At 59.2% G+C, this 23,361-nt stretch carries 15 protein-coding genes and 2 pseudogenes; 1 reads left to right on the top strand and 16 read right to left on the bottom strand.

The genetic code is table 11. From position 1 onward, the window contains the following. Position 1 precedes the first annotated feature (1 nt). The 12 genes from icmH to XI09_RS07685 all read right to left on the bottom strand — a co-directional run bounded on the left by icmH (position 2) and on the right by XI09_RS07685 (position 17,455). Positions 2 to 901 (bottom strand): type IVB secretion system protein IcmH/DotU, encoded by a 900-nt coding sequence (gene icmH / locus XI09_RS07740; RefSeq protein ID WP_271566350.1) that lies wholly within the window; start codon positions 899 to 901, stop codon positions 2 to 4. Further along, positions 898 to 2,238 carry a type VI secretion system baseplate subunit TssK gene (tssK, locus tag XI09_RS07735; protein ID WP_271566349.1) on the bottom strand — a complete coding sequence of 447 codons (1,341 nt, stop codon included), beginning with the start codon at positions 2,236 to 2,238 and terminating at the stop codon, positions 898 to 900. The genes icmH and tssK overlap by 4 nt, the downstream gene beginning before the upstream one ends. Positions 2,239 to 2,314: 76 nt before the next feature. Continuing rightward, positions 2,315 to 2,770: a type VI secretion system lipoprotein TssJ gene (gene tssJ / locus XI09_RS07730; RefSeq protein WP_271566348.1), complete on the bottom strand. Its 456-nt coding sequence runs from the start codon at positions 2,768 to 2,770 to the stop codon at positions 2,315 to 2,317. Between the two features lie 13 nt (positions 2,771 to 2,783). Further along, positions 2,784 to 4,532 carry a type VI secretion system-associated FHA domain protein gene (locus XI09_RS07725; protein ID WP_271566360.1) on the bottom strand — a complete coding sequence of 583 codons (1,749 nt, stop codon included), beginning with the start codon at positions 4,530 to 4,532 and terminating at the stop codon, positions 2,784 to 2,786. Positions 4,533 to 5,876: 1,344 nt separating this feature from the next. Then, on the bottom strand, positions 5,877 to 6,443 hold the full coding sequence (locus XI09_RS07720; protein WP_271566347.1) for a Ulp1 family isopeptidase: 567 nt from the start codon (positions 6,441 to 6,443) through the stop codon (positions 5,877 to 5,879). A 1,059-nt stretch (positions 6,444 to 7,502) separates the two neighbouring features. After that, the gene (gene tssG, locus XI09_RS07715) at positions 7,503 to 8,489 is read right to left on the bottom strand and encodes a type VI secretion system baseplate subunit TssG (protein WP_271566346.1); all 987 of its coding nucleotides are present in this window, start codon (positions 8,487 to 8,489) and stop codon (positions 7,503 to 7,505) included. Next, complete coding sequence (gene tssF / locus XI09_RS07710) at positions 8,453 to 10,201, bottom strand: type VI secretion system baseplate subunit TssF (RefSeq protein ID WP_271566345.1); 1,749 nt, start codon at positions 10,199 to 10,201, stop codon at positions 8,453 to 8,455. The genes tssG and tssF overlap by 37 nt, the downstream gene beginning before the upstream one ends. A 4-nt stretch (positions 10,202 to 10,205) precedes the next feature. Further along, positions 10,206 to 10,610 carry a type VI secretion system baseplate subunit TssE gene (gene tssE, locus XI09_RS07705; RefSeq protein ID WP_271566344.1) on the bottom strand — a complete coding sequence of 135 codons (405 nt, stop codon included), beginning with the start codon at positions 10,608 to 10,610 and terminating at the stop codon, positions 10,206 to 10,208. Between the two features lie 11 nt (positions 10,611 to 10,621). Then, positions 10,622 to 12,106 carry a type VI secretion system contractile sheath large subunit gene (gene tssC, locus XI09_RS07700; RefSeq protein ID WP_097669417.1) on the bottom strand — a complete coding sequence of 495 codons (1,485 nt, stop codon included), beginning with the start codon at positions 12,104 to 12,106 and terminating at the stop codon, positions 10,622 to 10,624. Between the two features lie 34 nt (positions 12,107 to 12,140). Then, the gene (tssB, locus tag XI09_RS07695) at positions 12,141 to 12,632 is read right to left on the bottom strand and encodes a type VI secretion system contractile sheath small subunit (RefSeq protein ID WP_271566343.1); all 492 of its coding nucleotides are present in this window, start codon (positions 12,630 to 12,632) and stop codon (positions 12,141 to 12,143) included. An 18-nt stretch (positions 12,633 to 12,650) separates the two neighbouring features. Beyond that, positions 12,651 to 14,255 (bottom strand): type VI secretion system protein TssA, encoded by a 1,605-nt coding sequence (gene tssA, locus XI09_RS07690; RefSeq protein ID WP_271566342.1) that lies wholly within the window; start codon positions 14,253 to 14,255, stop codon positions 12,651 to 12,653. Positions 14,256 to 15,616: 1,361 nt separating this feature from the next. Next, a complete protein-coding gene (locus XI09_RS07685; RefSeq protein WP_271566341.1) occupies positions 15,617 to 17,455 on the bottom strand; it encodes a hypothetical protein in 1,839 nt (612 codons plus the stop codon). Between the two features lie 1,094 nt (positions 17,456 to 18,549). Here XI09_RS07685 and XI09_RS07680 point away from each other — a divergent pair. Beyond that, positions 18,550 to 19,791 (top strand): cytochrome P450, encoded by a 1,242-nt coding sequence (locus tag XI09_RS07680; protein WP_271566340.1) that lies wholly within the window; start codon positions 18,550 to 18,552, stop codon positions 19,789 to 19,791. 652 nt (positions 19,792 to 20,443) lie between these two features. On the opposite strand, the pseudogene XI09_RS07675 reads toward XI09_RS07680, so the two are convergent. From XI09_RS07675 to XI09_RS07660, 4 genes and pseudogenes are all read right to left on the bottom strand, one after another. Then, positions 20,444 to 21,049, bottom strand: a pseudogene (locus XI09_RS07675) (aldehyde dehydrogenase family protein); the annotation flags it as partial. Further along, positions 20,959 to 21,387, bottom strand: a complete 429-nt coding sequence (locus XI09_RS07670; RefSeq protein WP_271566339.1) for a hypothetical protein — start codon at positions 21,385 to 21,387, stop codon at positions 20,959 to 20,961. The pseudogene XI09_RS07675 and the gene XI09_RS07670, both read right to left, overlap by 91 nt. Before the next feature lie 278 nt (positions 21,388 to 21,665). Further along, complete coding sequence (locus tag XI09_RS07665) at positions 21,666 to 23,012, bottom strand: alpha/beta hydrolase (protein WP_271566338.1); 1,347 nt, start codon at positions 23,010 to 23,012, stop codon at positions 21,666 to 21,668. Between the two features lie 12 nt (positions 23,013 to 23,024). Continuing rightward, a pseudogene (locus XI09_RS07660) lies at positions 23,025 to 23,361 on the bottom strand (hypothetical protein); the annotation flags it as partial.

The raw sequence follows: 23,361 nt of genomic DNA, 5'->3' as shown, positions 1-23,361 counted from the left end.
TTTAGTGCGGCGCGGAGCGGCCGATCAGGTCGAGCAAGTGTTCGACGGGTGCAAGTTCGCCCGAGAGACGCCACCGAAACAAGCCATAGCCGATGAGCACCACAATAGCGGCGGCGGCGAAGACGATCCACAACGGCAGGTAACTACGCACGCCCATGCGCACGCTGAGGCCGCGCCATTGGCTCGATAGTTCGGTGGGCGCTGCGGTCGTGTGTTCCCGCAAAAGGCGCTGAACCTCGGAGCGCAAGTCTTCAAGCCGTTCCCGGCCGCCTTCCACCACGCGATATTTGCCTTCGAAGCCCATCAACAAGCAGATATTAATGAGCTTAAGCAACGCGAGATATTTGGCTGGCTCCGCCTGGACGTGATCGAGCATCTGAAAGACCTTCTCGCCGCCCCAAGTCTCGTTATAAAACTGGTTGAGCAGGCTATTGTCACTCCAGTTGCTTTCACCGCCCCAGCGCGTGGTCATCACGGCCTCGTCGATCAGCGCGCACATCACGTAACGGGCGGCTCTCACATCGCCGCCGCCGGCTTGAGCTTTAGCGGCACGTTCCTCGAAGCCACGGATATGCTCGACAATCCCGCGCCGCAGCGCGCCTATATCGGCATCGTTGACGGAGCGAAGCTGTGAGACGAGCAAAAGGAGCGGTGCAGCGGCCGCGACCAAGGTGTCTTCCGCTGCCCTTGGCTCGAAGAGACCGTGCGCTACGATTTCGGTATGGTGGGTTGCCCGCAGTTCGCCTGGTTTCGATGCTGGAGCCGGCGCGTAAGCGAGCGTCGGGGCGGCGACCTTCGGTGGAACGTCGGCGGAAGATTGCCCGCGGTGATCGTTACGGGTCGGACCGGCAGGTCTGCGTCCAAGGACTGTCGGCTCATCCGTGTCTTTCGGTCCTGTCACGCACGTTTCCCGCGGATGGCCCAGAATTCGAGATGCAGATTCGAGTAGTCACCGCTGACGTGGAAAGCAAAGGCGGCCGCGCGCGGCAGGATGCGCCACAGCTCCACCGACTGGTCTAACTCGAAATAGACGGCATTCTGGATGTAGGGCACCTCGCGAGGCGCCACGGCCAGGGCGCGGATGGGGATACCCGGGAGCTGAAGGTTGACGAGATCGCGAATCTGCTCGACCGAGCCTACTTTCATCTGCGCTGGAAGCTGGTTCCGTAACGTCTCGGTCGGTACGCTTGCCACAGCGAGGAGAACGAAGCGAGAGTCCTGGAACAATGTGCGATCGGTAATGACGCCGGTCATGATGCCATACCCTCGATCCTGCAACGGGAGCGATATAGCGGCGCTCTGTATCACGACGGATAAGATCTTGCGCAACCTCTCAGCTAAAGACGCGAAGCCGCTCTCGAGATCCTCATGTCGATAAGAATGCATATCTTGTGGCTTGCGGCGATCATCGACGAAGCTCGACAGCTGTCCTGCGAGGCCAAGCAGTGCGCGGAAGAGTGTTTCAGGATGATGCCCAACTGTTGTTGCGAAGTGGTCGAAAACGGCTTCGGCGCCGTTCACGATGGATAACGTCAAAAGATCCACCAGTCCCGCTGCGTCTGCTGTCGAGCGCGCCGGATCGGCGCGCGCGGAAAGCGCCTCAGCGCGCGTCCGTAACAGCGATCTGATCTCGTTCAACAGCAGGATTAGCGGCTGGACCGCGTGGATGTCGATGGCCGGCGGGATGTAGGTGTCGGACAATGTGATCGCGCCGGCCGGATCGACGTCCAGGATACGACCGATAGGCAGCGTGATGAGATCGCACTGCTCCTCGCCTTCAAAAACGAGGTGCGGCATCAGCGCAGCAACACTAATATCGACGGCAGGCTTCTGCGGGGCCGTCACATTCCGGACCTGCAGGACCTCCTGAGCATGGCGGCGCGCAGGCGCTTCCCCCGAAGAGAGGTCGCTACCGCTGCTCCGATCGGTGCCAAGGGCTATCTTGACCAGCAGGTTCTTCGCCCCCGGCGGAGGCACTCGTGCTCCGGGACGCCGGGCATATTCCGGCAAACGAAGCGCCGTACCGTCGGGCATGATGGCCTCAAGTTCGGTAACGGCGAGTTGTCCAAGCGTCAGCAGGTGACGATCAAAGGCACATTTTCGAATACCCCAGCCGTAACCGACCAGACCGCCAACGCGGTTCTCGACCAATTGCTCAACCCAGCGGTCGTATTGCTGCAAGTGCTGCGGCCGCACCAACATGCCTTCTGACCAGATCGGTTTGCTTGCAACGGACATCGTATTGGTCGCCTGTTCGTTGATTTCCTATAGGTTGCGTCTGCCCGGCGCGCCGCCACCATCATGACAGGCGTCGTCAAAGGATCTTCCACCAGTTATGGCTGGCCTCCTCCTCAATGTTGACCGCCTGCGCCGTAAGTTTCACCAGAATCGTGTTGTCGCGGTCGGGTTTGATTTCGGCAGTCGAGCGCCATTGCGCTTCGTCGCCCATGCGGAAACCGGCGATCACACCGATGTAGCGTGTCTCAACCGGCGTGTTGCGCTCGAAAGCCTCTTTGGCGCCGGGCGTCAGCGCGATCTCGCGCTTAGCCACCAGGTCGGGACCGAGGCGTTTGGCGTCATTATCAAACAGTTCGAAGAACTGCGCTTGGGTGAAATTGGTCGCCGACTTCAGCTCATAGATACGAACGACAACCGGCGACGGCGTCCCGCGCGCATTTGGATTGACGAGATTGTCGGCTTGGATCACGAATTTGATTGGCGTCGTCTTCATGCTCTTATCAATCGAACAACTGACCGTGGCGGTGACCACGAGCAACGCTCCGCTAACGACGGCCAACCGATGAAATTTGTTTCGCGGCACCACCATCAGTCGGCTTCCCTTCATCCTCGTTACACGTCGAGTGCTGCGACTCGTAGCTTCGGGTAAACTCTTCCGCGATATAGGCGCGCGCGGTCCGATCAATGTCATTGACCATCGATGCGTGCAGTTCGACAAATCGGTCCCATAGCTTGGTCTTGTCGACGCGGGGGCCGAAACGCCCGTTATTTGCGCCGTCGCTCTCGATGCGCTGGGGACTCATACGCGTTAGCACATTGCCGACCGCCCCGCGCATCGCCGCTATGGCCGCAACCTCATGCGCCTTGATGTCATCAAAGCCTTCGCGCACCGACCGGGAAAGCCGCAGGACTCCGTGATCGGTCGCCAGCGCCTCGCGCAGTGCGTCATGATTGCTCTTCATGAACTTGAATGCATTGTCGTTATCAGCGCGTATCCGCGTCGTCTCGATCTGGCACTCATTCTTGACCATGGTCCATGCCGCTAGTATCGAATGAAGGCCGTTCGCCATTTCGGCGAGCGCGCGAGCCAGTTCGGCAAAGAACTCGCGGCGCTGCGTTGGCAGCACAAGGCTCGAATTGAACCCGAGGACGTTCCAGAACGCCTGCAGTTCGTCTGCATCAGGCGGAGAGGCCACGGGCAAAAGCGGAGTTTCGATGGTTACCCCGCTGCCAACCTCCGCAGCGCCAACCGGTCGCAGCGCGGCAGGCTCCTTCGGGCCTGCCAAGCGATCAAGCTCGTATTCCCCGGGTCGTGACGCCAATCTGCCGAGACCTCGCAGCGTCCAGAGATCATTGGTCAGAGCGGGACCGAGCGGGTCATGCGCGACCTGGATCGTCTCGTTCGGCGCCTCGAAGCGGGGCTTCGATGGCCGCGGCGACACTCCGCGCGAAATTTTTTCCGGCAGCAGACCGGTAAGGTCGAGGTCATCAGGAATAGTTGGCGCAGGACGGCCACTCAACGGCGCACCACCACCATCCGAGCGTATCGGCCGATGGGATGATGCGACAAGTGGGGGCTCTTTTTCGCCCAACAGCGCATACGAGGACGGCTTCTCCGTGGTGCTTGCGCTCGACAGTCGCCGAGGAAGATCCGTCAGCAAATTCGGATCAACTGAGCCCGCCTCGTTGCCGAATATAACGTCTTTAGGAAAGCACGACGGATGGGGTGCCTGTGGTGAAGCGATGGCCTGGGGTCCCACTTGTGCTTGCGAATAAGAGGACTGTCGCCCGCCGATCGCCATCAGCGGATCGTGTCGAAGATCGGCATCTCTGGTCAATGGTCGAACGCCCGGAAGAGGTACATTAGGGCGCTCCTTCACGGGTGAAGACGAGGGCAGCGCCTGCATTGTGCCGCCGAGGCGCTCGGCATTCGAGCCGGCCACCCCGAGCTGTTGCCGTTCCTCGGCAGGATCGTTCTCGATCATGACTGAGATGATGTAGCTGGCCATGTAAAGTGTATCGCCATCGGCTAACGGCGCTGTGTTTCCGCGACCCAGCGGCGCGTCCACAGTGTTGATATAAACGCCATTGGTGCTCGTATCGGTGATCGTGAAGCCGATGCCATTGAATGCGATCGATGCGTGGCGTGCTGACAGCATGTTAGTTGGATCTGGAAGGTGCCACCTGCAGCCGAGCCCGCGTCCCACGGATCCACCTTCCGGTCCAAACGCCTTCCTTGCGTTCTGGCCCAATGATTCGGCCTTCTCGCCGAGAATTCCGAGTATGAGATGCATCTCACACCTTTCAGCCTTGCTCATCAGCAGCGTCAGTATCCAAGCGTCGCATTAGAGGTGCCTGCAGCGGCGCATTGCTGCCCGTTCCGCACCTTTGCGAAGCCGATCGGCTGGCGGAGACGCCTGATGCAAAGTGAAGACGCTTTTTCCGTGCGACTCAAAGCGCATTAGAGGGCGTGCTGGCCTTTTTTCTCCGCAACGAGGCACAGGGGCCAAGTAAAGGAGAGTATCGCTCGTCTTACGCATCAACGTCCACCAGCCACCCACGCAGGTTGTTGCATCTCAATAGCAACGGTTATGCCAAAGGCTTAAGCTACTGAGTATGTTTTTAAATTGAGGCTCGACAGATGACGGCAGGAGTCCTCAACTTAACAAAGGCGGCGCTGTTGTCAGAAACCGGACAAGCGTCGACGTGGTCCAATTCATGACGTTCTCGGCTTCATCCCGCAAACGTCGTCCATCCTTGCAGAGCTCACTCATCACCAGCTCGGCGACCTCTGGATTGTGTCAATACGTCACGCGTCGGCGCTTGATCTAGCCAAGCATTGTGGGTGGCGTAGATTTCGTTGGCAGTACAGCTGAGCACAAGGGAGCGTTCGGCAAGCAGTCATGTGCTCGAGAAGTTCTCGTCAAAGGACTTGAGCGCGTTCCACCGACCAAATCGGCGCAGTTTCGAGGCGGAACGTTACTTGCTATCGCCGCAATTAAAAAGACGGTGCAACAGCGCTTAGCGCAAAGGCGTTTTTATGATCGCGTCCCCATATTTGCTTATTTTTGTCGGCGCGATCGTCAGTCCGTGCATCGCGACTTCCGCTGTTCCGAGCAAGGAGATTCGCGGGACCTGGCCTCAACTAGCGCAACGAAACGGCATCGGACCAAGCAACTAAGCGCCGGCGCTCCTCAACGACTGCGAAATTCGCTTTGCGACGGAGCTAGACTAGAACTGTCGCCGGGTGCCGGCCTCGGTCGCGTAGGAATGCGCTGTCCTCGGCCGAGCCCAGGTATGACGGAGAGGCGATCCGCGCCCATCACGACCGCGTGCAATTGGGTTTGCCGGGGCGCACATGTCGCTCCCTGGGTCAACATCTCACACGGTCTCGAAGCGTCCGGTCAGCTGGTGGGTGCGATATTATGCGTCACAGCCCGGCAAAACGCGATCAAGCGCGGAGCGGGATCATACGCGAGCCGTACCCACGTCGTTCAGTCCTCGTACCTGGCCAGTCGTCCGTGCGCTGATTGGTGAAGCTGCACGATCAGCGGCTGGCGACTATTCTGGCCGGTTTTGGTGCGGGAAAGAGCCGCTCCAGTCAGCTCCATCGGCCCGAGCTGTCATCCTGTTCGGCGTTACAAGCGTATCTTCCCGAGCCGGTGCTCGAGTGCCTTCCGATCGGCGACGAGTTTGCCAAGGTTCAGCAGTTCGGCATCGATCTGCTGTGTTTGCTCCAATCGGTCAACCAGTTTCCGCGTGGCATCCAGCATAAAGACGCCGCAATCATAACTGTTCTTTTGCTGCTTCATGCGCGGGCGCTCCAGGCTGGCGTGCAGCCGGTCTGAGAGCTGTGCTGCAGAGGTCGCGTTGTGGTTCTTGTAGGAATCGTAGTGATAGGCAATCGGGCTTTCCCGGTTGCTGCGATCAACGAACAGAAGCGACCAATGATTGCCGCGGCAATCAGCATGGGCATTGTTTATTGGCAGGAACAGGAAGTCGGCGGTATCGTTACCATCCTCGTCGTTGACGATCCCCCGCAAGGTGTCCTCGTCTCCGGCCAAGCGCAGCAGAAGAGCTTGCGCGGGCCACACGAACCGCGTGCGGGCAGCCAAATCCGGATTGTTCCTATGCAACTCCCGCTCCCGGATTCTGTAATCCGCCACGATATGCTGGTCCTCCAGCCAATCCGTGCCGAGGAGCACCAGCGGAGGCCGCGCTGGGACGGCGGATCCCGAGGCCTGTCCATCCCGTTGATCCAGACGACCGGACGATTTCTCGCGATGACTCCCTCGGAGGACTTTGCCAACCCCCGATTTAAGACACGACCACATTCCACAGCCTTTGGCCTCCTTCGTCGGCATCGCAGACGTCGCAGCCCTGGTCCTTGAAGATAGCTCTCCTTCTGGGACATATTTCGGATCGCCTTCGATGTGCGCCCCTGCGGGCTCGCGAGATTGAGGTCCATGTCCAGGAACGAGCGTAACGTTAAGTCCTCGCGGATTGTTTGGGGTCGGCTCCGTTGTCCCTTGCCCGAGCTTCGGCGTCCAAGGCCGACCGTGGATGTAAAAATGTGCCTGCGGCCGGAGCGGTGTCGCCGGCAGGCAGCCTTTTTTGGCCAGTGAGCCGATCAGAGCATCGGGCGCCGATCGGCAACTATGGTCCCATGCCAAGCCGACAATATGTGTGAAGTCTTCTGCATGTGTGAAGTCTTGCGCCGGCACGGTGGCCTGTATGTCGACCGCGGGGTATGACAACTGGGATGGCAGATCCAAGTTGCTCGAAGCGGCGCTCAAACTGGGAGGCGCAGCTCGCTCAAGATTGCCGAAGGCCGATGATGGCTGAGCGCTTGCAGAGCGCGATGGCGACATTGGCTACGTCCTTCCCAAGGTCCCGTCAAAGGATGGCTGAAATTGAAGGCAGCTGGTCTTCACGGTGGTCCACAAGCGCTGGACGGGCGGCCACGCTATGACCAGCACTATAGCCTGCACTTGCCTCACAAGTGAAGGCGTCCAGTAGTGAGATCGTTCGAGAGACGTCAGCGTCGACGCGAATCTTTGCTTCGACCGGCGCTGTAGCCACGCGGCTTCTACTCAGGGCGCAAACTTCTGCTTGCCGGAAGCGAGGACGCAATCGGGCCGAGGATTTGAATGAGCCGTGAACTCGCGAAGTATCATCATCTGGCTCAACCGCCGATGGGGTGCTTCGACTAGATCGAGCGCCCTCCGGCCTCAAGAACAGGGCAGACGCGAAACTCGATACAATCACAATAGAACTGAGCTCCCGGCTCCCTCCGGCAGCCCGATCGATGTCGTCCAGCCCAATTCTCCTTCGCCAAGAATCCATTCGGGGATCTCCCCGGGCGCCAGTTCTAACTGGAGATCGTAGGCCAGCGGCTCGCGCAAGATGACATTAACAAGACGACAAAGGATGCCGTGAGCCTCGCGGCCGGGCAGCACGGACCGAAACTGCTGCTGGTTGAGTGGCCCGAGGCAAATCCGGAATTTGCCCGCTACGTCCGGCATGGTTTCGCCAGCAAGGGTGTCAATGCCAAGTTGAAGGCCGGGCCGACCTAGGCGCCACTGAGCTTCCGGTGGAATATCGATCTCGCGCCAAATGAATTCCTCGACAAGGGCCGGAATTTTGAGATGGCTGGAAATCAGGCCGGCCACGAGCGGCGCCGACCGGCTGCACAATGCAAGGACACCGGCATGGGGCAGCAGCCGCGCCCGCCATTCCCGTTCATCGGCAGTGTTATCTCCTGGCATGAGCCCGAAAAGCGCGCTGGTTAACACCGAAATCGCGTCGGTTCCGCCCTCCTCAAACCGCAGATGGTGGCGATAGTACCGCCAAATTCGCAACAGCAGGCTAATCAGGCGGTGATTGAAAAAATCGAAAAAATCGCCGAGCGATCCTGTGCCGTCGGCGTGTATGATACGTTCGGTGTAGAAGGGTGGCAGCGGCGACGATGGGCCGTGCAGCCCCAGGAAATTGACGTACACCTCCACCCGCTCCGCAGCCGCGTTGACCTGCCTGACGTCTGCAATCTCCTCAGCGGGAAAGCCGAGCATCGGCGCCGCGCGAAAGCGAACCGCCTCGCGCTCGGGATCGACGGTGGATCCGATTGGGGGAGCATTGCTGAAACGCCGTTCCAGGAGCGCGGCGAGCGAGAGGAACCCGCAAGACGCGAGCTCATTGAGATCTTCGGGCGCGGTCAGAACGGAGTGATCGATCCGCTTCTCGCTGGCCATGTGTAATGTGCGTTGCTTTCCGTGCTGCGGACGGAGAACCGGTGCAGCATATTGATGCCGGCGAAAGTCGCGAAGAAGGCATCCAGTACCGAGCCCAACAGGAACAATTCTCCCTCACCGCCAATCTTGCTGTCGACCACGGCCAGTTCGATGTTGCGCATCCGGATCGGCGCGCCGCGCAAGACGTGATCAGTGTCGGTGGTCATGAACCGGTCAAGGCCCTCGAGCAACAGCTCTAGGCGGCGGCGCGCCTGAACGTCGTAGACCGCACGGAAATCGTAGCAGGCAATAATGGTCCGCAGCGTGTCTACGTTGACTAAGGAGCCATAATTGCGCGCCAGATTGGCCGTCAGCCGCCGTAACAGACCATCATTAATCGGTGGTGGCACCTCTGCAACGACCGTCGTTATATTGGAGAACGTGACCGACCGAGGCGTGTCGGAGGTCGGCAAATCGACTGCACCGACTGGCAACCGGTCGGCGATGGGCCCGTTGGAGCAGGTTAACTGCAGGGATGCGACATCGATCGGCGGATGCTGGCCGATGTCGAGACGATCAACGAAACTTACATAGTGGTCGATGCCCCGGCCCACCACCGCGGGCCGGATACGCTCGCGAAAATAGGCGCGGCTGGGCTCGGCACCGGGCAGATCGTGGCGCAACAGGTCAAATGCCTCGTACTCGACACGTTCGGGGCGGCCTTGCACGTAGCCGGTCACGCCATCGACGGAACGGATGCTGAAGTTCGGCCCTCCGGAGGCAAGCACGCGGTATTCGGTCTTTGTCCGCTCCAGACGGATCGGCGAGGCCTCGTGGCTGAAGACGTTGATGGCCGGCGTGCAGTTCAAGCGAATCTGGCCTTTGCCCAACCGCAATTGCGCTGGGAATGGGCGTTGAAACTCGAAGCTAAGCCTGCACTCCGTCTCCGCATGGGTTCCAATGGGCTCGAGACCAGACAGTTCGACGTAGAGAAATTTCGAAGGATAACTCAGGTACTCCTGAATGATTCGGAACCCGGCAAAGCCATTATGGGGCCAGGGCAAAACTGCCTCGTCGTCCCTCCATCCTTTTGGCGCGATCTGTGCTGACCCGATTGCTGCGACCTGCCGATCTGCCACGGTGACTGTTGCATGCCTGACGTGATGGCACAGCCAAGTCAATAGATAGCGCCCGACTTGTGGCTCTCGCTCGGTTGAGAAGAAGAGACGTAGCCGGCCGTTCTGAAGACATGAGAGGTTTTGCTGGCCGGTTGCTTTGATATCCAAGGTCAGGCGAGCCGAACTCGTCCGGTTCTCGAGCTGAACGTCATTGATCTCCAGCGGCAGCACATTAACGGAATAGCAGGTGACGAACGTACAATTCGTTCCCTCAATCGGACGCGAGCGAACTCTCGTGCCGGCCGGAACGTTCAGGCTCGCGGCGCTCGCCGATTGGCTCAGAGCAAAGGAGAGCGTTGTGATGGGCGGCAGGGGCTGAAGGTAGTGCGGCCATACCATCCGTAACAGGCCATGGACGAACTCGGGAAACTCGTCGTCGAGCTTCTGGCGCAGTCGCGCTACAAGGAAGGCAAAACCTTCCAACAACCGTTCCACGTCGGGATCAGTGGCCTCACGGCCGAGAAACGGCGCAAGCTTCGGATTGGCTGCCGCGAAGTCACAGCCGAGCTCGCGCAAATACGACAGCTCATCCTCGTAGTAGGGATTGAGGGCCACCGCTTCAGCCTTTCACGCGTACGCGCTCTTCGAAGATCGCGTCGAAGGAGACCGACCGCACCCGGTCGTTATGATTGAGCGTCGCGTTGACATGGAACGTCAGTTGCAGCGGATTATGGCGCTCGGCATGAAACCGGATCGAAACATTGCCCAAGCGCGGCTCAAACATCTCGATCTGCTGCTGGATCGAACGCGCGACCGCGCCCACCGCGTCGGCCCCCTGCCCGATCGCGTCGTTGAGATCGGGCATGCCGAAGTCAGGCCTTATTTCGCAGCAGCCCTGGTGCGAGTTCAGAACCCGGCGCAGATTTTCCAGAACGCTCGTCCGGAAACGATCGAACGAACTCTGCGACGGGACCATGGTCGCTGTTGCGTCTGCCAAGCGCTCCATGAGACTGCGGTCGAACATTGCATACACCATTATTGCTTGTCGAGTTTACCCTTCAACGACAAGGCAAAATCCGCGCCCATGTACTTCAAGTGTGGAACGAGGGATAGACCGACGCGATACCAGCCCGGTTCGCCTTCGACGTCTTGAACGGTGATCTCCGCCTTGCGCAAGGGTCGCCGGGAGCGAACCTCTGCCGACGGATTCTCCTGATCGGCGACATACTGACGAATCCAGTCGTTAAGCTCGCTCTGAAGCTCTTCCCTGCTCTTCCACGAGCCGATGTTTTCGCGCTGCAGCACCTTGATATAGTGAGCGAACCGATTGATCATGAACATGTAGGGCAGCTGGGTGCCGAGCTTGTAGTTGAGCTCAGCGGCTTTGCCTTCTTGGGTGTTTCCGAAATATTTCGGCCTCTGAACAGAATTTGCCGAGAAGAAGGCGGCATTGTCCGAGCCCTTGCGCATGGTCAACGCAATGAAGCCTTGTTCGGCGAGTTCGAACTCGCGCCGGTCAGAGATGAGAACCTCCGTCGGGACCTTGCTCTGCAACTGCCCCATTGCTTCATAGGTGTGTAGATTGAGGTTTTCGACCGCTCCGCCCGATTGCGGGCCGATGATGTTCGGACACCAGCGATACTTTGCGAAGCTTTCGGTCAGGCGCGTTGCGAAAGCAAAGGCCGCATTGCCCCACAGATAGTTACTGGTCTCACCATTCGAGGTTTCCTGATAGTCGAAAGCTTTGACCGGGACCGTCTCCGGACCATAGGGCAAGCGCAGCAGGAAGCGCGGTAACGTCAATCCGAAGTAGCGAGCGTCCTCGCTTTCCCGAAACGAGTTCCACTTGGCGTATTTCGGCCCCTCGAAGATGGATTGCAGGTCCTTGAGACCCGCGATCTCCTCGTGCCGTTCGACGCCGAACATTTCGGGCGCAGCGGAGGCGATGACCGGCGCATGCGCCATGGCGGCCATCGCGCTCATATAGCGCATGAGCTTGACGTCTTGACTACCACTGCCAAACTCATAGGCTGATATCATGGCAGCGACCGGCTCACCTCCGAACTGGCCGAACTCTGCGGCGTAAACATGTTTGTACAGGCCGCACTTGACGATCTCCGGACTGTCCTCGAAATCGATGAGCAGCTCGTCCTTGCTGACGCTGAGAATTTCCACCTTGATGTTCTGACGGAAATCGGTGCGGTCGACCAGGAACTTAAGCCCGCGCCAGGCCGACTCGACCTGCTGGAATTCGTCCGTGTGGAGGACCGCGTCGAGCTGCGCCGAGATTTTGCGGTCGATCTCCGCGATCATCCGATCGATCAGGGCGTTGTTGACTTGCTCACTGGCCCTATCCGGCTTGATCAGCTCGGCGATGAAAGCTGCGACACCGCGGCGGGCGAGGTCGTACCCCTCGTCGTACGGGGTAATCTTGGTATGGACGAGAATCTGATCCAGCAGCGAAACCTCGGTGGTCGTGGCGACGACTCCGGCCGATGGCTGCGTGCTTGTATCCGTCATAGCGTCCTGGCTCCTCTAAAAACCTCGTTGCAGCTCACTCGGACGTGTTGGTGAGTTCGCACAAGAGCTGCGGCCGGGCGCCGTGGTCTTCCAGCACGTTCTGGATGGCTTTGCGGAAACCCGGCACATTGCCGAGCGGGCTCTTCAGGGCGACCAGCGCGGTGCGCAGTTCGGTCAACATGCGCAGTTCTGGGATTTGTTGTGCGACACGATCGGGATCAAAGTCCTTCAAGCTCTCAAAATGCAGCGAAACGGACAATTTGCCGGCCCCTGGCTGTTCGTCGAGTTTGTTCTCGGCGCAGATATCCAGGCTCAGCTCCTGGCTTTTGACAACCTCGCCAAAATTGTCCTTGTCGATGTTGACGAGCTGACGCTGCTCGATCGGCCGGTCATCGGCTCGCCCGGTGAAGTCGGCCAACACCAATAACTTCAGCGGCAATTCGACATCCTCCTTGAGGTTGCCGGTTGCGGGTTTGAATCGGATATTGATGCGCTCTTTGGGAGCAATGGTGCTATCCTGTGCCATATGAGATTCCCCTGCAAATCAGCTGCGGCCGAGTTGGCTGGCGCGAGCGATATCGATGCGTGCGACGCGCCGTCTTATCTGTTCAAGCGCGGCGCGACGAGGCGGCTCGTCAACGATCTGTGGCGCCTCCGGATGGGTGATCGCTCGATAGCGCAATTCGGCAGCATCGAGCGCTAGCGCCGGCTCCCAGCTTTCAAGCTTTTGCTCGGCGACAACCTGATCCAGGTGGTCCAGCAGCGGAATGGCTGTTGTGACGAAGCCGGTCTCGATGCAAAAACGTGCTTGCGCAAGCCAGCCGACGAACCGGCCACGTTCGCACCGCTCCCCATCTAACGCATCCGACAGCTTCTCGAATGCGGCCTGCGGCTGTCCAGCGCCGATGAGTCTGTGTGCCTCGGCAACCGTTGCTTCGACAGGATCAGGGGCGATCGACCGGTCTGCTTCCGCCACGGCCCAGGCACGCGTTTCCTCGTCAGCGAAAGGGCGGCCGTCGTTGAAATGGCACCCCAGGATCCGCGGATAACATCTCACCAGCAAGGCGATCGCCGCGTGCACCGCCCTGGCCGCCGGCTCAAGCAAGGGCCCCATTTGCTCCAGAGCATTCGCGGCATGCCGGTGAGCGTCGAGCCAGCACGGATGCGTCCAGGCGATGTTCTCGGCCATATTCACGACGTCGGCGTGCTGACCGGCTGCAACCTTTGCCTCCAATGCAGAAATTTGATCGGCGGGGGGAAATATCGTCGTGCGCCCTCCGTTATCGGGCGGCACTTCGTCAAAGCGCATCCACGAGCCAAGGCGATTGATCAGATAGACTTTCGGGTCTGCCGGCGACGTGGCGCGCCGGGCGGCCGCCGCTTGCCGCAGCATATCGGGCAAACGGTCGATCAAGCCGGCCCAGTCGCCATCGGCGCCAACCGAGACAACTTCACCCGGCGCTGCCGGTTCAGCAGCCTCGGCCGGCGCAGTGGAGTCCACCGGCGCGGCAGCGGTCTGCTCGGCAGCTTGGGCCGCCTCAGCCGCGCTCTGTGCTGCGGCGTCGATAGCGCGCTTGGCTTGTTCGTAATGCGGTTTCAGTGCCCTGAGCAAGTCCTCCAAAGCAACCTGCTCGTCGATGAGATTCTGACTGAGCTGGCGAGAGAGATCATCAAGGGCATCATAGGCGGCGAGCACGGCCGGATAATCAGCGTCAGTCGGCGCATTCTCGGCCAATGCCGGCCCAATGCGACCAACGAGCCAATCGACCGCGCCGACCCGCGCGCGTTGCCGCTTGATCGGCGGAAACAGCCCTTCCCAATGCGCGTTCACCATGCCGCGCAGAACGCCCAATCCGACGGCGAGACCCTGATAGCCTTCGGTGCGAAACAGGCCGTAGGTCGCCCAACAGGAGACCAAAATGTCCTTTGACTGCTTCGACAGGATGTCGAGCGACAGCGCGTTGACTGTCCGCCAATCAACCGCAACAGGCCCATCGACGTCCATGCGCCGCACCTCGCCTTCGAGTCGTTCGAATTCGGCCGCCTCACGAATATTGCTGCCGGCAGGTGCTGGGCCCGGCACTGGCGCAGCGCCCAGCTGCGCGCGCGCATCGATGTTGGCGCGAGCCGCGATCCAGTCGTCGATCACGGACACAAAACCATGCACGAGCGTGCACTGCAACGGATCGCGGCATTGGGACAGCCAATTTGCCATCCGCCGCATAAAGCAAAGTGAAATGCACCAATTTTGTAAGCCACCGCTGCCATTCCTTGAGGCGCAACTTCAGATCATTCCTCCTTTCCCCCCTTTCAAGCCTTGTGCCAAGTGCGATAGCTTGGTTTGTCAAACCTTTTGCTCAATCGGACGTGTCATGGCCCCGACGGCATGTCGCAAGCCCGACATGACAGAAGTTGGTGTCTGGTGGCTGGCTCAAGCATTGGCCTCCTGCAGACTTTCTCTCAGGTAAAGGGCCATGCACCTGCATCTGGTGCAAGGTTTACTGCTCCATCGTTGGCGCACCTCATGTCAGACGTCGCTCGGCAGGCGCGTTGACCATCACCGCGCATTTGACTTAAGTAAGGTGAGTGATCAATTGGCCGCCCGCCATTGTCGATGGCGGCTGCGATCTCGGGAAGTATGCGGTACGCCCGCCCGCCGCCGCGCGCGGGGGCCGATTTGGCGGGACAAGCATGAGATCGCCAACACTCCGACAACGGTTCCCATCACCCTGCTCGTTGGCTCAATTGGGCCGTGCACGGCAGGCACCGAATGTACACAGTGTCCGCTCCAATAGCGGCGCTGGGGATGTATTGCGCGAGAATGACTTTGCCTTCCTCATGCCAATCGGCCTGGCGCGCTTCATTCCCTCCAGGCTTTGAGCGAGGAACATTGCTTCGTTCATTCAAGCAGCGGTCGCCGCCTCGAAGCTACGTTCCGAGAAGCCTGCCGCTGCGTTTGCGGTTGATGTTCGCCACACTGGACCGATTTTGATAACGACAGCGCGTCATGGACGACCTCGTTGTTCGGGATGCCGGGCGCAGAAGATCGAGGTGTCTCGGTCCCGCGCCTCGAGGAGAACGACCAGGTGCTTTCGTAGAACAGAAGAACGACGCGGTGGTGCAGCAGCTCGACGGCTACGGGCGTTTGGATGGGGTCAAGACGGCACGCGTGTTGGCGCGTCTAGAGCGGCGGCGGTGCCGACACGTGAACCTCTCTCCAGACGCTGAAGGAAAAGCGCCGAGAGGGCGCGAAGATCAATGTGCGATTGCGCATGTCCAGCCACCTCAATCAAACTGATAGCCGACCGCGTGGTGACCAGTTGGCCGCATCTACCCGTTATGCGACGATTTCCGGCGGCGCGCTCTTTCCGGCTCAACCTCTCGAGCTGAAAGTGTCTTTGCGATAGGAAACTTGATGGGATTCGCGCGCGCGGTTTCAAATCCAGCCTAAGGTGAAGGGTGGCATGGAACCTATCCTGCTCGAGATGGAGGTCGCATTCAAGATGGCGATCAACGACCGAGACGCAGCTCCGTTCCGGGTCGATCCGAGTGATGGACCAGATAAACGACATAGCGTCGCTGAGAGCCAAAGATCCTGTTCGGATCCCTCTGCGCGTCTCTCAACTCAGCTGTATAGCGCTCACCATGGATGTAGAATTCAGTCGTCGGCCGGTGTGGGCTCGGCAGTTCGCCCCCATTGTTCAGTTCGCCGATCATATAATCAGGGATCTGCTGGCCGCCGTTGTCCCACCGGCTGTGATCCCAGTCCGGTCCGACGATCAATCCGAAATCCCCGAGCCCGTGGCGCGCCGCTGAAACACTGTATGTGGAGGACGACTCCCCAGCCCAGGCAGATGACGATGCTCCTGCGGCAGAGCGCCGGAAGGGTTCAATGCGCCCCCCCGCTACCCCGCGGGGGTCCGGCCCGATTTGCGGGTTAAGCATGATGACGCCACCACTTCCTGGACTGCTTAGGGCCGCTCCCCCCATTCCAAACACCAAGTTCGCCGTGTAGAGCTGACCGTGGATGTACAAGTTTGTTGACTGGAACGGCGTCGGCAGTTCGCCATTTTTCAGCATTTCGGCGATCAGCGTCATTGGGGCCGGTTGGCGTCCGTGCAGCCAGCCCATACCGACAGCATATCCATAGTCCACCACGGCCCTTCTGCCGCCGAAAGCCGAGGACAGCAGTTCCGCTCGCGACTGGGCGGGCACTTGCTCCGGGCCGCCCAGCGGTGCGCCAACCACGGCGGACGAGCCCGGTTGCCCACGGAGCCAGTCGCGAAGCTTCCTCAGCGCGGTGCATGCCATTCTGTTGAATGAAACTTCGTACTGTTTGGCCTCCTCCATCAGCTCATCGGAGTAAAGTCTACGAGACACAGACTCCTTTTTCTGGTGATAGAGCCAGTCACTGAACCCCCGAAGTTTCCTTGCGTACAGACCGGGGGTACGCGAATCCAGATTCAAGTCTGTTGCTGCTTTGAATCTGAGAAAGAGATCATTGTCATCAGCATGCTCTACCTTTCTCCAGACGCCGGTGCCCCCCGGACTCTGAGTCGGCGGTTCTGCGTCTACGACTTCCCGCAGCGCTTTCAACGCCCTCTTGAGGATAGCAAAGGCGTCGGGATCAACTTTTTCACTCGCCGCATAACTTTTCGCATCCTCAGCGAGCAGGCCAAGTTGACTGGCCATTGCCGGCTTCCCGGTTCGAAGACGCCAATGGCTGAAGCGCCGCAGTTCACGCAATGACTCCGCAACCGACCTGTTGGTACGACCGGCGTGCCAGGCTTCGCTTGCGAAGTGGGACATGAGCCAATCGTCCGGCATGGCTGCATTCAGATCAAAATCAAGCCCGCCCGCCGGCAACGCCTCAAGACCATCGGGGGCTGGGGACGACTGAGCCCCGGCGGACGACGATGTACCGGCGACCCGCTGCGAATCGCCTGCGCCTGCGCCCATGACTGCTTGCGCACGGGATACTCTCCGAAGCATCGTCAGTGCACCGCTGATCATGTTGCTTTCGGTTTCACGCTTGAACAGCTGAGCGTCATCTGTCAGCCCATCGTCGTCGATTCGGCCAGTGATAGGCTTCTTTTTGGAGGTACTGAGCCACTTGCTGAACCTGCGAAGAGCTCGCGGATAATCGAGATACCTCCGCGGATACAGCCTATCGAGTGTGTTCGCGAAATTCGAAATGAGTTCTTCGTCCTCAGAGAGCTGGTCCGGGGAACTCTGCCTTTGCTTTTTTTTCGGTGGACTGTCGGTCATCATTAAGTCCGCTGCAGCGGGAATGAATTCAGTTTCACCAGGGTTGCTGCATCTCAAAAGCAAGGACTGTGCCAGCGTCATCCGGCGGCTTAGACTTCACGATCTGGCTGCAACGTCACGATCCGTCGCCATCTGCGATCGCAGACAATCCTATCCGCAACAGCGAATGCGTCGGAACGACCCAATCGTCGACGCCGGTGACAGCAGGAAGATTGCTTCGCGGGAAGCCGTCCGCCGCCATACGAACCGAAGCAAGCGGATGCGACGATCAGAATGATCGCACGAGGTGAGTCACAGCCGAAATCTTTTTGAAGGCCACAGTTCGAGGAAAAGACCAAGTCCGATCCGCGGGCGCTCCGCTGCGGGTGCTCTGACCTTCTTCGGTATCGACTTGGCCGGTCTTGTGCCCCGGCGCAGCCGCTCGACGCGGCAACTCTTCGGCTTGCCAGAAATGGCTCTAGCTCAAGGCCGATAAGGCTCGCCAAGCGGGTCGGCATGAACAATGCGAAGGCGCCTTCGCCCGGTCGATCGACGTCATTCTCGATCGACCATCTGGATCGATGCAACATTGTTCGACTGGGGCCAAGCAAAACCGGTCTGATCATATTTGACGAGATACCGGCACCGATTCTCAACGTCCCGGCGCTATCCTGCTGGGACGTGGTTATGGCGGGCTGGACAATCGGCTGAGGCCGGCTCGTCCGCACGCCACGGCAAACGCTGGGGCCCCGGCCCAACCATCATCATCCGGCGCTGCGCGACCTCGGAGGACCGCGACCCCATCGGGGCACCGGTCAACCACGGTCCAGTGCCCAGCCAGGTTCGCGCCGTCTCCACAACCTTCACCGGCTGCGACGGCGCGAGCGCCCCCATCCGGCTGGTGGAGCGTTCGGTGGAAGCTGGACGAGGAAACACAATTGAAGGGCGGCTTGACAAGCGAGTACTCCGCAACCAGACGCGGCCGACTCATCTGGCGGCATTCTGCTCGCATAGACAAAGTAGTGGCGATCTCGCTCCAGCCGGAACTGGTAGGGGGGGCCGCTCAGTTTTTTGAATATTCTTTGCCGCTTCGGCGAGACGCTGTTCCCAACCGAAGCACTCGGCACGCAATCCATGCGGTTGCGAACCTGTCGAGATCATGTGCTCACCAAAGAGGAAGACCAAAGGACACGATCATGAAAAGGCTCTTTGACGTGCGCAGGGATGACGATTCGCGCGGCATCCCGTTGAGCAAATTGGATGTAAGCGAACCTAGACGATTTCAAGATGACAGCTTATGGCCTTGCTTCGAGCGGCTGCGAAGGGAAGATCCCGTTCACTACTGTCAAGACAGCCCATACGGTCCATTTTGGTCGATAACGAAATACCGCGATATCGTGGCCGTCGATACAAATCATAAAATATTCTCGTCAGAGCAAGGTGTCACGATGCTTGACGTGCCGGAGGAACATTGGACTCCGAGTTTCATCAAGATGGGTCCGCCCCAACATGCCGCGCAGCGCAACACCGTAAGTCCGATAGTCGCACCGGACAATCTGGAGAAACTCGAAGGATTGATCCGCAGTCGCGTCAGAACGATCCTTGATGGCTTGCCGCGCAATGATGCCTTCAACTGGGTCGACATGGTCTCCATCGAGTTGACGACGCAGATGCTGGCCACGCTTTTCGACTTTCCGTTCGAGGATCGCCGCCTCCTGACGTACTGGTCGGACGTCGCCGTTGCAGCGCCTACAGTTGGCCAGGCGATCGACAGCTGGGACAAGCGAAGCGCAATCCTTTCCGAGTGTTTGGACTATTTTACGCGGCTTTGGCGGGAGCGGATAAATGCCGAGCCACGACTTGATCTCATTTCAATGATGGCTCACTCGTCCGAAACACGGCATATGGAGCCACGTGAGTTTCTTGGCAATCTCATTCTACTGATCGTGGGCGGCAACGACACCACACGGAATTCGATCACCGGAGGCCTGCTGTTCATGAACCAGCACCCATCCGAGCTACGAAAGTTACGGGATAACCCCGCCTTGGTGTCGAGCGCTGTGTCCGAGATTATTCGATACCAAACGCCCATCGCACATATGCGCCGCAACGCCACCGCGGACATCATCATGGGAGGAAAACAAATCAGGCGAGGCGACAAGGTCGTGATGTGGTACATCTCTGGCAACCGAGACGATGAGGTCATCGAGGACGCTAACAAATTTGCGATTGATCGCAAGAACGTGCGCCAACATCTGTCGTTCGGTTATGGCATCCATCGTTGCCTGGGCCGACATCTTGCGCAGCTGCAGCTGAAAGTGCTCTGGGAGGAGATACTGAATAAACACGTCGAGGTCGAAATCGTTGGCGAGCCGGAGCGCGTTGCGTCGAACTTCGTGCACGGTTATTCCGCACTCCCTGTCCGAATCGTAGCCTAGGCTGTGACGCCCTGAAATGACGCGTGACCGACACGGCGGGACCGTCGGTGCGCTGATGACCAGTTACGCCACTGCACGCGAACCGGCGCACGCCGCTGAAGGTCGCCATCCCGGCCGGCGCCGGCACCTCTTGACTGACATTTGAATTGGTCCGCCGCCACGCTTCGCGTGATGCATCTCCGGCATCAAATCCATGTCCGGGAACTCTGTCACAATCAGATTCAACCCGGATCAAGGATCTGACACGCAAGTGCTTCGGTATCGACGCGGCGGACGGCGTCAATCGCACTTTGCAAGGAATGATCACGCGGCTATGGAAGCCGGAAGGATCGATTTGAGAGCTGTCGTTCCCTGAGATTGCTCCCTTGCGGCGAGAACGCGCGACTCCGCTGGCCCGACCGCGACTGCTCCCGGCGTCCGCAAGCCATTCCCGTCGGAGGAAACTGCGGCCATCTGCGTCAAAACAGATCCCCGGACGCGCCGGTAAGTCACGTGACGCAGGCCGAGGTCCGGTTGCGCCAACGGCAGGCGTAAGGCGCTCCGGTTCCTTTAGGCCGGACCTCGATGAGTCCCAGCAGCTGCATCGAAAAGGCATACAAAAAAGAGCCAGGGCTCATGGCCCTCGCAGTGCGGGAGAAGAGACAAACGCGTATCAGGGCGCCCGTGACGACATGGTCGGCATGACGAATTCGGCCCAGTTCCGGCTGGTGACCGTCTTCATTTGGTCGCCGAAGATCGACTTACCATCCTTCCGAAGGAGTGAAAGGTCATTGGCACCGGAATTGGAGCATTGATGCCGACCATTCCGACTTTGATCTGACGGGCGAATTCACGCGCAGCGCCGCCCGCTCTCATAGCCTTGAATCCTGAACTTGCGTCCGTCGACCAACAACTTTGTGTCGTTGGCGACGGCGGCATCGATGTAGCTTCGCGTTCTCCTGATGCCGCTTCGTGACTAGTGGCCCCATCTCCGCTTCGCGGTCGGTAACCCGGTCCGACCTTCAGGCCTCGAACCTTGGGTTGGAGCGCGAAGATAAGCTTATCCGCGGTCGCCTCGCCGACCGGCACGGCGACCGAGATCGCCATGTAGCCGTTCGCCGGCGGAGCCATAAGCGGCGCCCATCAGCGCATCGACCGCCTGATCCATATCGGCATCGGACATCACGATCATGTGGTTCTTGGCGCCACCAAGCGCCTGGCAACGCTTCCCGGTGTTCGCGGCGGTCGAATAGATATACTGCGCCCTGAGCGTTGAGCCGCCTGGTATCGCCTGATCATACGCTCAAATAGATCGCCTGAGACCTCGAACGCGGCATCCAAGACATAAGCGTTTTGAATCCGCTTGAACGCCGCATCGCCTATTTCGACGCGGCCAATTGTCAATCGGCGCTGGCCCTGTTCCATGCCGAAACACAAGGATGACCAATAGCCCGGCGACGCCATGTTCCAGATAATTGTCACATCGGGGCTGATGGGGTCGTCACCAGTGGGACGGTCGTGAACTTCGCCGAGCGGCGTAATGGGAAGCGCAAACAATTGTTCCTCATCGCCAGGTCGGCGTCGTTTCCAGCGGCCTGAACTCAACAACGCATACATTGAGTGGAGGTCGCCTTGCGACAATGGCGCGATATGAGCACGGGAGCACCGCTCGGTCGCGGTGACGTGGAGCCGTAGCCGCGGCCCTACCTCATTTGGTCAGCCATCGACCATTATTCAAATGCGAAGCAACATTCCCGCCATTTTCAGCAACAAGCCTCTTTTCGGCGCGACGCCTGAGTTCGCCGTTTCGCGGTAAAAGGACGATGGAAAATAGGGAATCCCCGAACGACATGCGGCCTGGATCGCCATTTGCGGCAATCGTCCACGCACGATTCTCAATAAGGATACATCCAGTATGTCGTGTTGAGCTCGTCAGGTATCGAACGCAAAGTCGGCGTCCGCTGAGGGGGCTTAAGGTGCGCGGTAGAAGAAATAATCCGACCGATATCATCAAGGACCGCGCGGCTCGTTGAAAACGTACTGTGGTTCAGAGCAAACATGTCGCTTCCGACGGCGGAAACATCGATCGTTTCGATACCTGGCACGAGAGTTGGCCCGCTCTGGGTCACGAACCCCATTCGCGAGGTGGATTGCGCTTTCTTCATGGAGGCGAGCAAGGCGAGATCCGCCGAGGAGGCGTATAAGGTGACCGCACCTGCTGCTGATTTGATTTGGTTAGCTCTTTCCAGATAGAGGTCGCGATCAACATCCGGCGCCGCAAAAATCAGCTCGGTAATGCCTAGCGTCGTCTGGCTCAGCGCGGCTTGTTGCAAAGCTCCCAATACCACCTCGCTGCCCAAGCTGTGTGCGATCACGATAATCCTGGAAACTTTCGCTTCCTTCTTGATGAGCTGAAGGAGATCGAACAAGCCGTCCGGCGCATAGAGTGCGCTTTCGCGATCGTAGTCATAATCGAGCAGCCCGCCCTTGGACGGCCAGGAATACATCATGACGCGACCTTTGTAGTTCGCATCGAAAGCAATCTGCGCTGCCTTAAATGCAGCGTCGGAAAAACCGACGTTGTAGCCATGCACAAAGAGCATCATGCTGTCGGCGGGATTTGCGATAGCGGAAGCGAACTCTTCGCGAGACAGACGATATAGCTTCTGGATTCGGAAATGCTTTCTGTCGTCTTCCGCCTCCTTGCGTAGCCCAAACCAGCTCGTCTTCGGCGTCTCAACTTCGCCCATCTTGTGAACGACGGGAATACTGACGGTCACGTAACCAAAAGTGTTGGTGGCAGAACGAGCATAGGAGATCTGGCTCAATTCGAGACCAGGCCCGCCCGTCACCATGCGATTCGTGGCGAAGTAGACCGGCACCAGACCCTTGATAGCCGACTTGTTGACCACAACCTCGGCACCGGTGGTGCTCTTGTCAGGCGGCGCCTCCTGGCTCGCCTCACCGGTTGTCGGTCGCCACGGCCGATAGCCATGATAGTGACGGACATGATGGTAATACCCGGGGCCATAGCGATAGCCGAATCTCTTGAACGCGCTCCCATGTTTCTGCGGAGCTTTGTGAACATGCGGCTTGGCAGGCTGTGAGACCGGACCTTGGTGGGCGCAACCGGTGGCGAGCGCGCAGAACAAGATAACGAGCCCTGTCCGAACGTGCTGGAACGCGTGGCGGAGCCAATGTAACCGGTTCGAAGCGTGGGTTGGCAGGGCGAGCATAACCATCCGGTCCGTTACCTACTTCGCTAGAATCTGGGAAAGATTGACGGTCGCGCCCAGCCATCCGCGATACCTGTCGACGGCAGGTCCGCTGGTGAGCCTGTAGGTGAAACGAGCCTGTGCCCCGCTGCCGTTTATCGCGCAAGCAATATTGCCGGCACCATTGGCGGTCTCCACGTGCCAGGAGCACCCCGTGATTCGGTACCCAGGTTCAGCCGCGAAGGTCTCAGCGTAATCAGCTGAGTGCTCCGCAAATACGACCGGGTGATCGTCCTTGGTCTTGTCCACCGTAAACGACCGCTCGATCTGCTTTGGCTCGACGAGTTGCGATACCGGAACGTTCACTATCAGTCGC

Origin of the sequence: Bradyrhizobium sp. CCBAU 11386 (assembly GCF_028128955.1) — a bacterium.
Lineage (GTDB): Bacteria > Pseudomonadota > Alphaproteobacteria > Rhizobiales > Xanthobacteraceae > Bradyrhizobium.
This window is presented reverse-complemented; position numbering and strand designations above follow the sequence as displayed.

Bases quoted from the DNA above. Each gene is read 5' to 3' on its own strand.
- tssG (WP_271566346.1), bottom strand. From the start codon at position 8,489: ATGGCCAGCGAGAAGCGGATCGATCACTCCGTTCTGACCGCGCCCGAA.
- tssE (WP_271566344.1), bottom strand. From the start codon at position 10,610: ATGTTCGACCGCAGTCTCATGGAGCGCTTGGCAGACGCAACAGCGACC.
- XI09_RS07725 (WP_271566360.1), bottom strand. From the start codon at position 4,532: ATGCATCTCATACTCGGAATTCTCGGCGAGAAGGCCGAATCATTGGGC.
- XI09_RS07680 (WP_271566340.1), top strand. From the start codon at position 18,550: ATGAAAAGGCTCTTTGACGTGCGCAGGGATGACGATTCGCGCGGCATC.
- tssK (WP_271566349.1), bottom strand. From the start codon at position 2,238: ATGTCCGTTGCAAGCAAACCGATCTGGTCAGAAGGCATGTTGGTGCGG.
- tssB (WP_271566343.1), bottom strand. From the start codon at position 12,632: ATGGCACAGGATAGCACCATTGCTCCCAAAGAGCGCATCAATATCCGA.
- XI09_RS07665 (WP_271566338.1), bottom strand. From the start codon at position 23,012: ATGGTTATGCTCGCCCTGCCAACCCACGCTTCGAACCGGTTACATTGG.
- XI09_RS07685 (WP_271566341.1), bottom strand. From the start codon at position 17,455: ATGACGCTGGCACAGTCCTTGCTTTTGAGATGCAGCAACCCTGGTGAA.
- tssC (WP_097669417.1), bottom strand. From the start codon at position 12,106: ATGACGGATACAAGCACGCAGCCATCGGCCGGAGTCGTCGCCACGACC.
- XI09_RS07670 (WP_271566339.1), bottom strand. From the start codon at position 21,387: ATGTATGCGTTGTTGAGTTCAGGCCGCTGGAAACGACGCCGACCTGGC.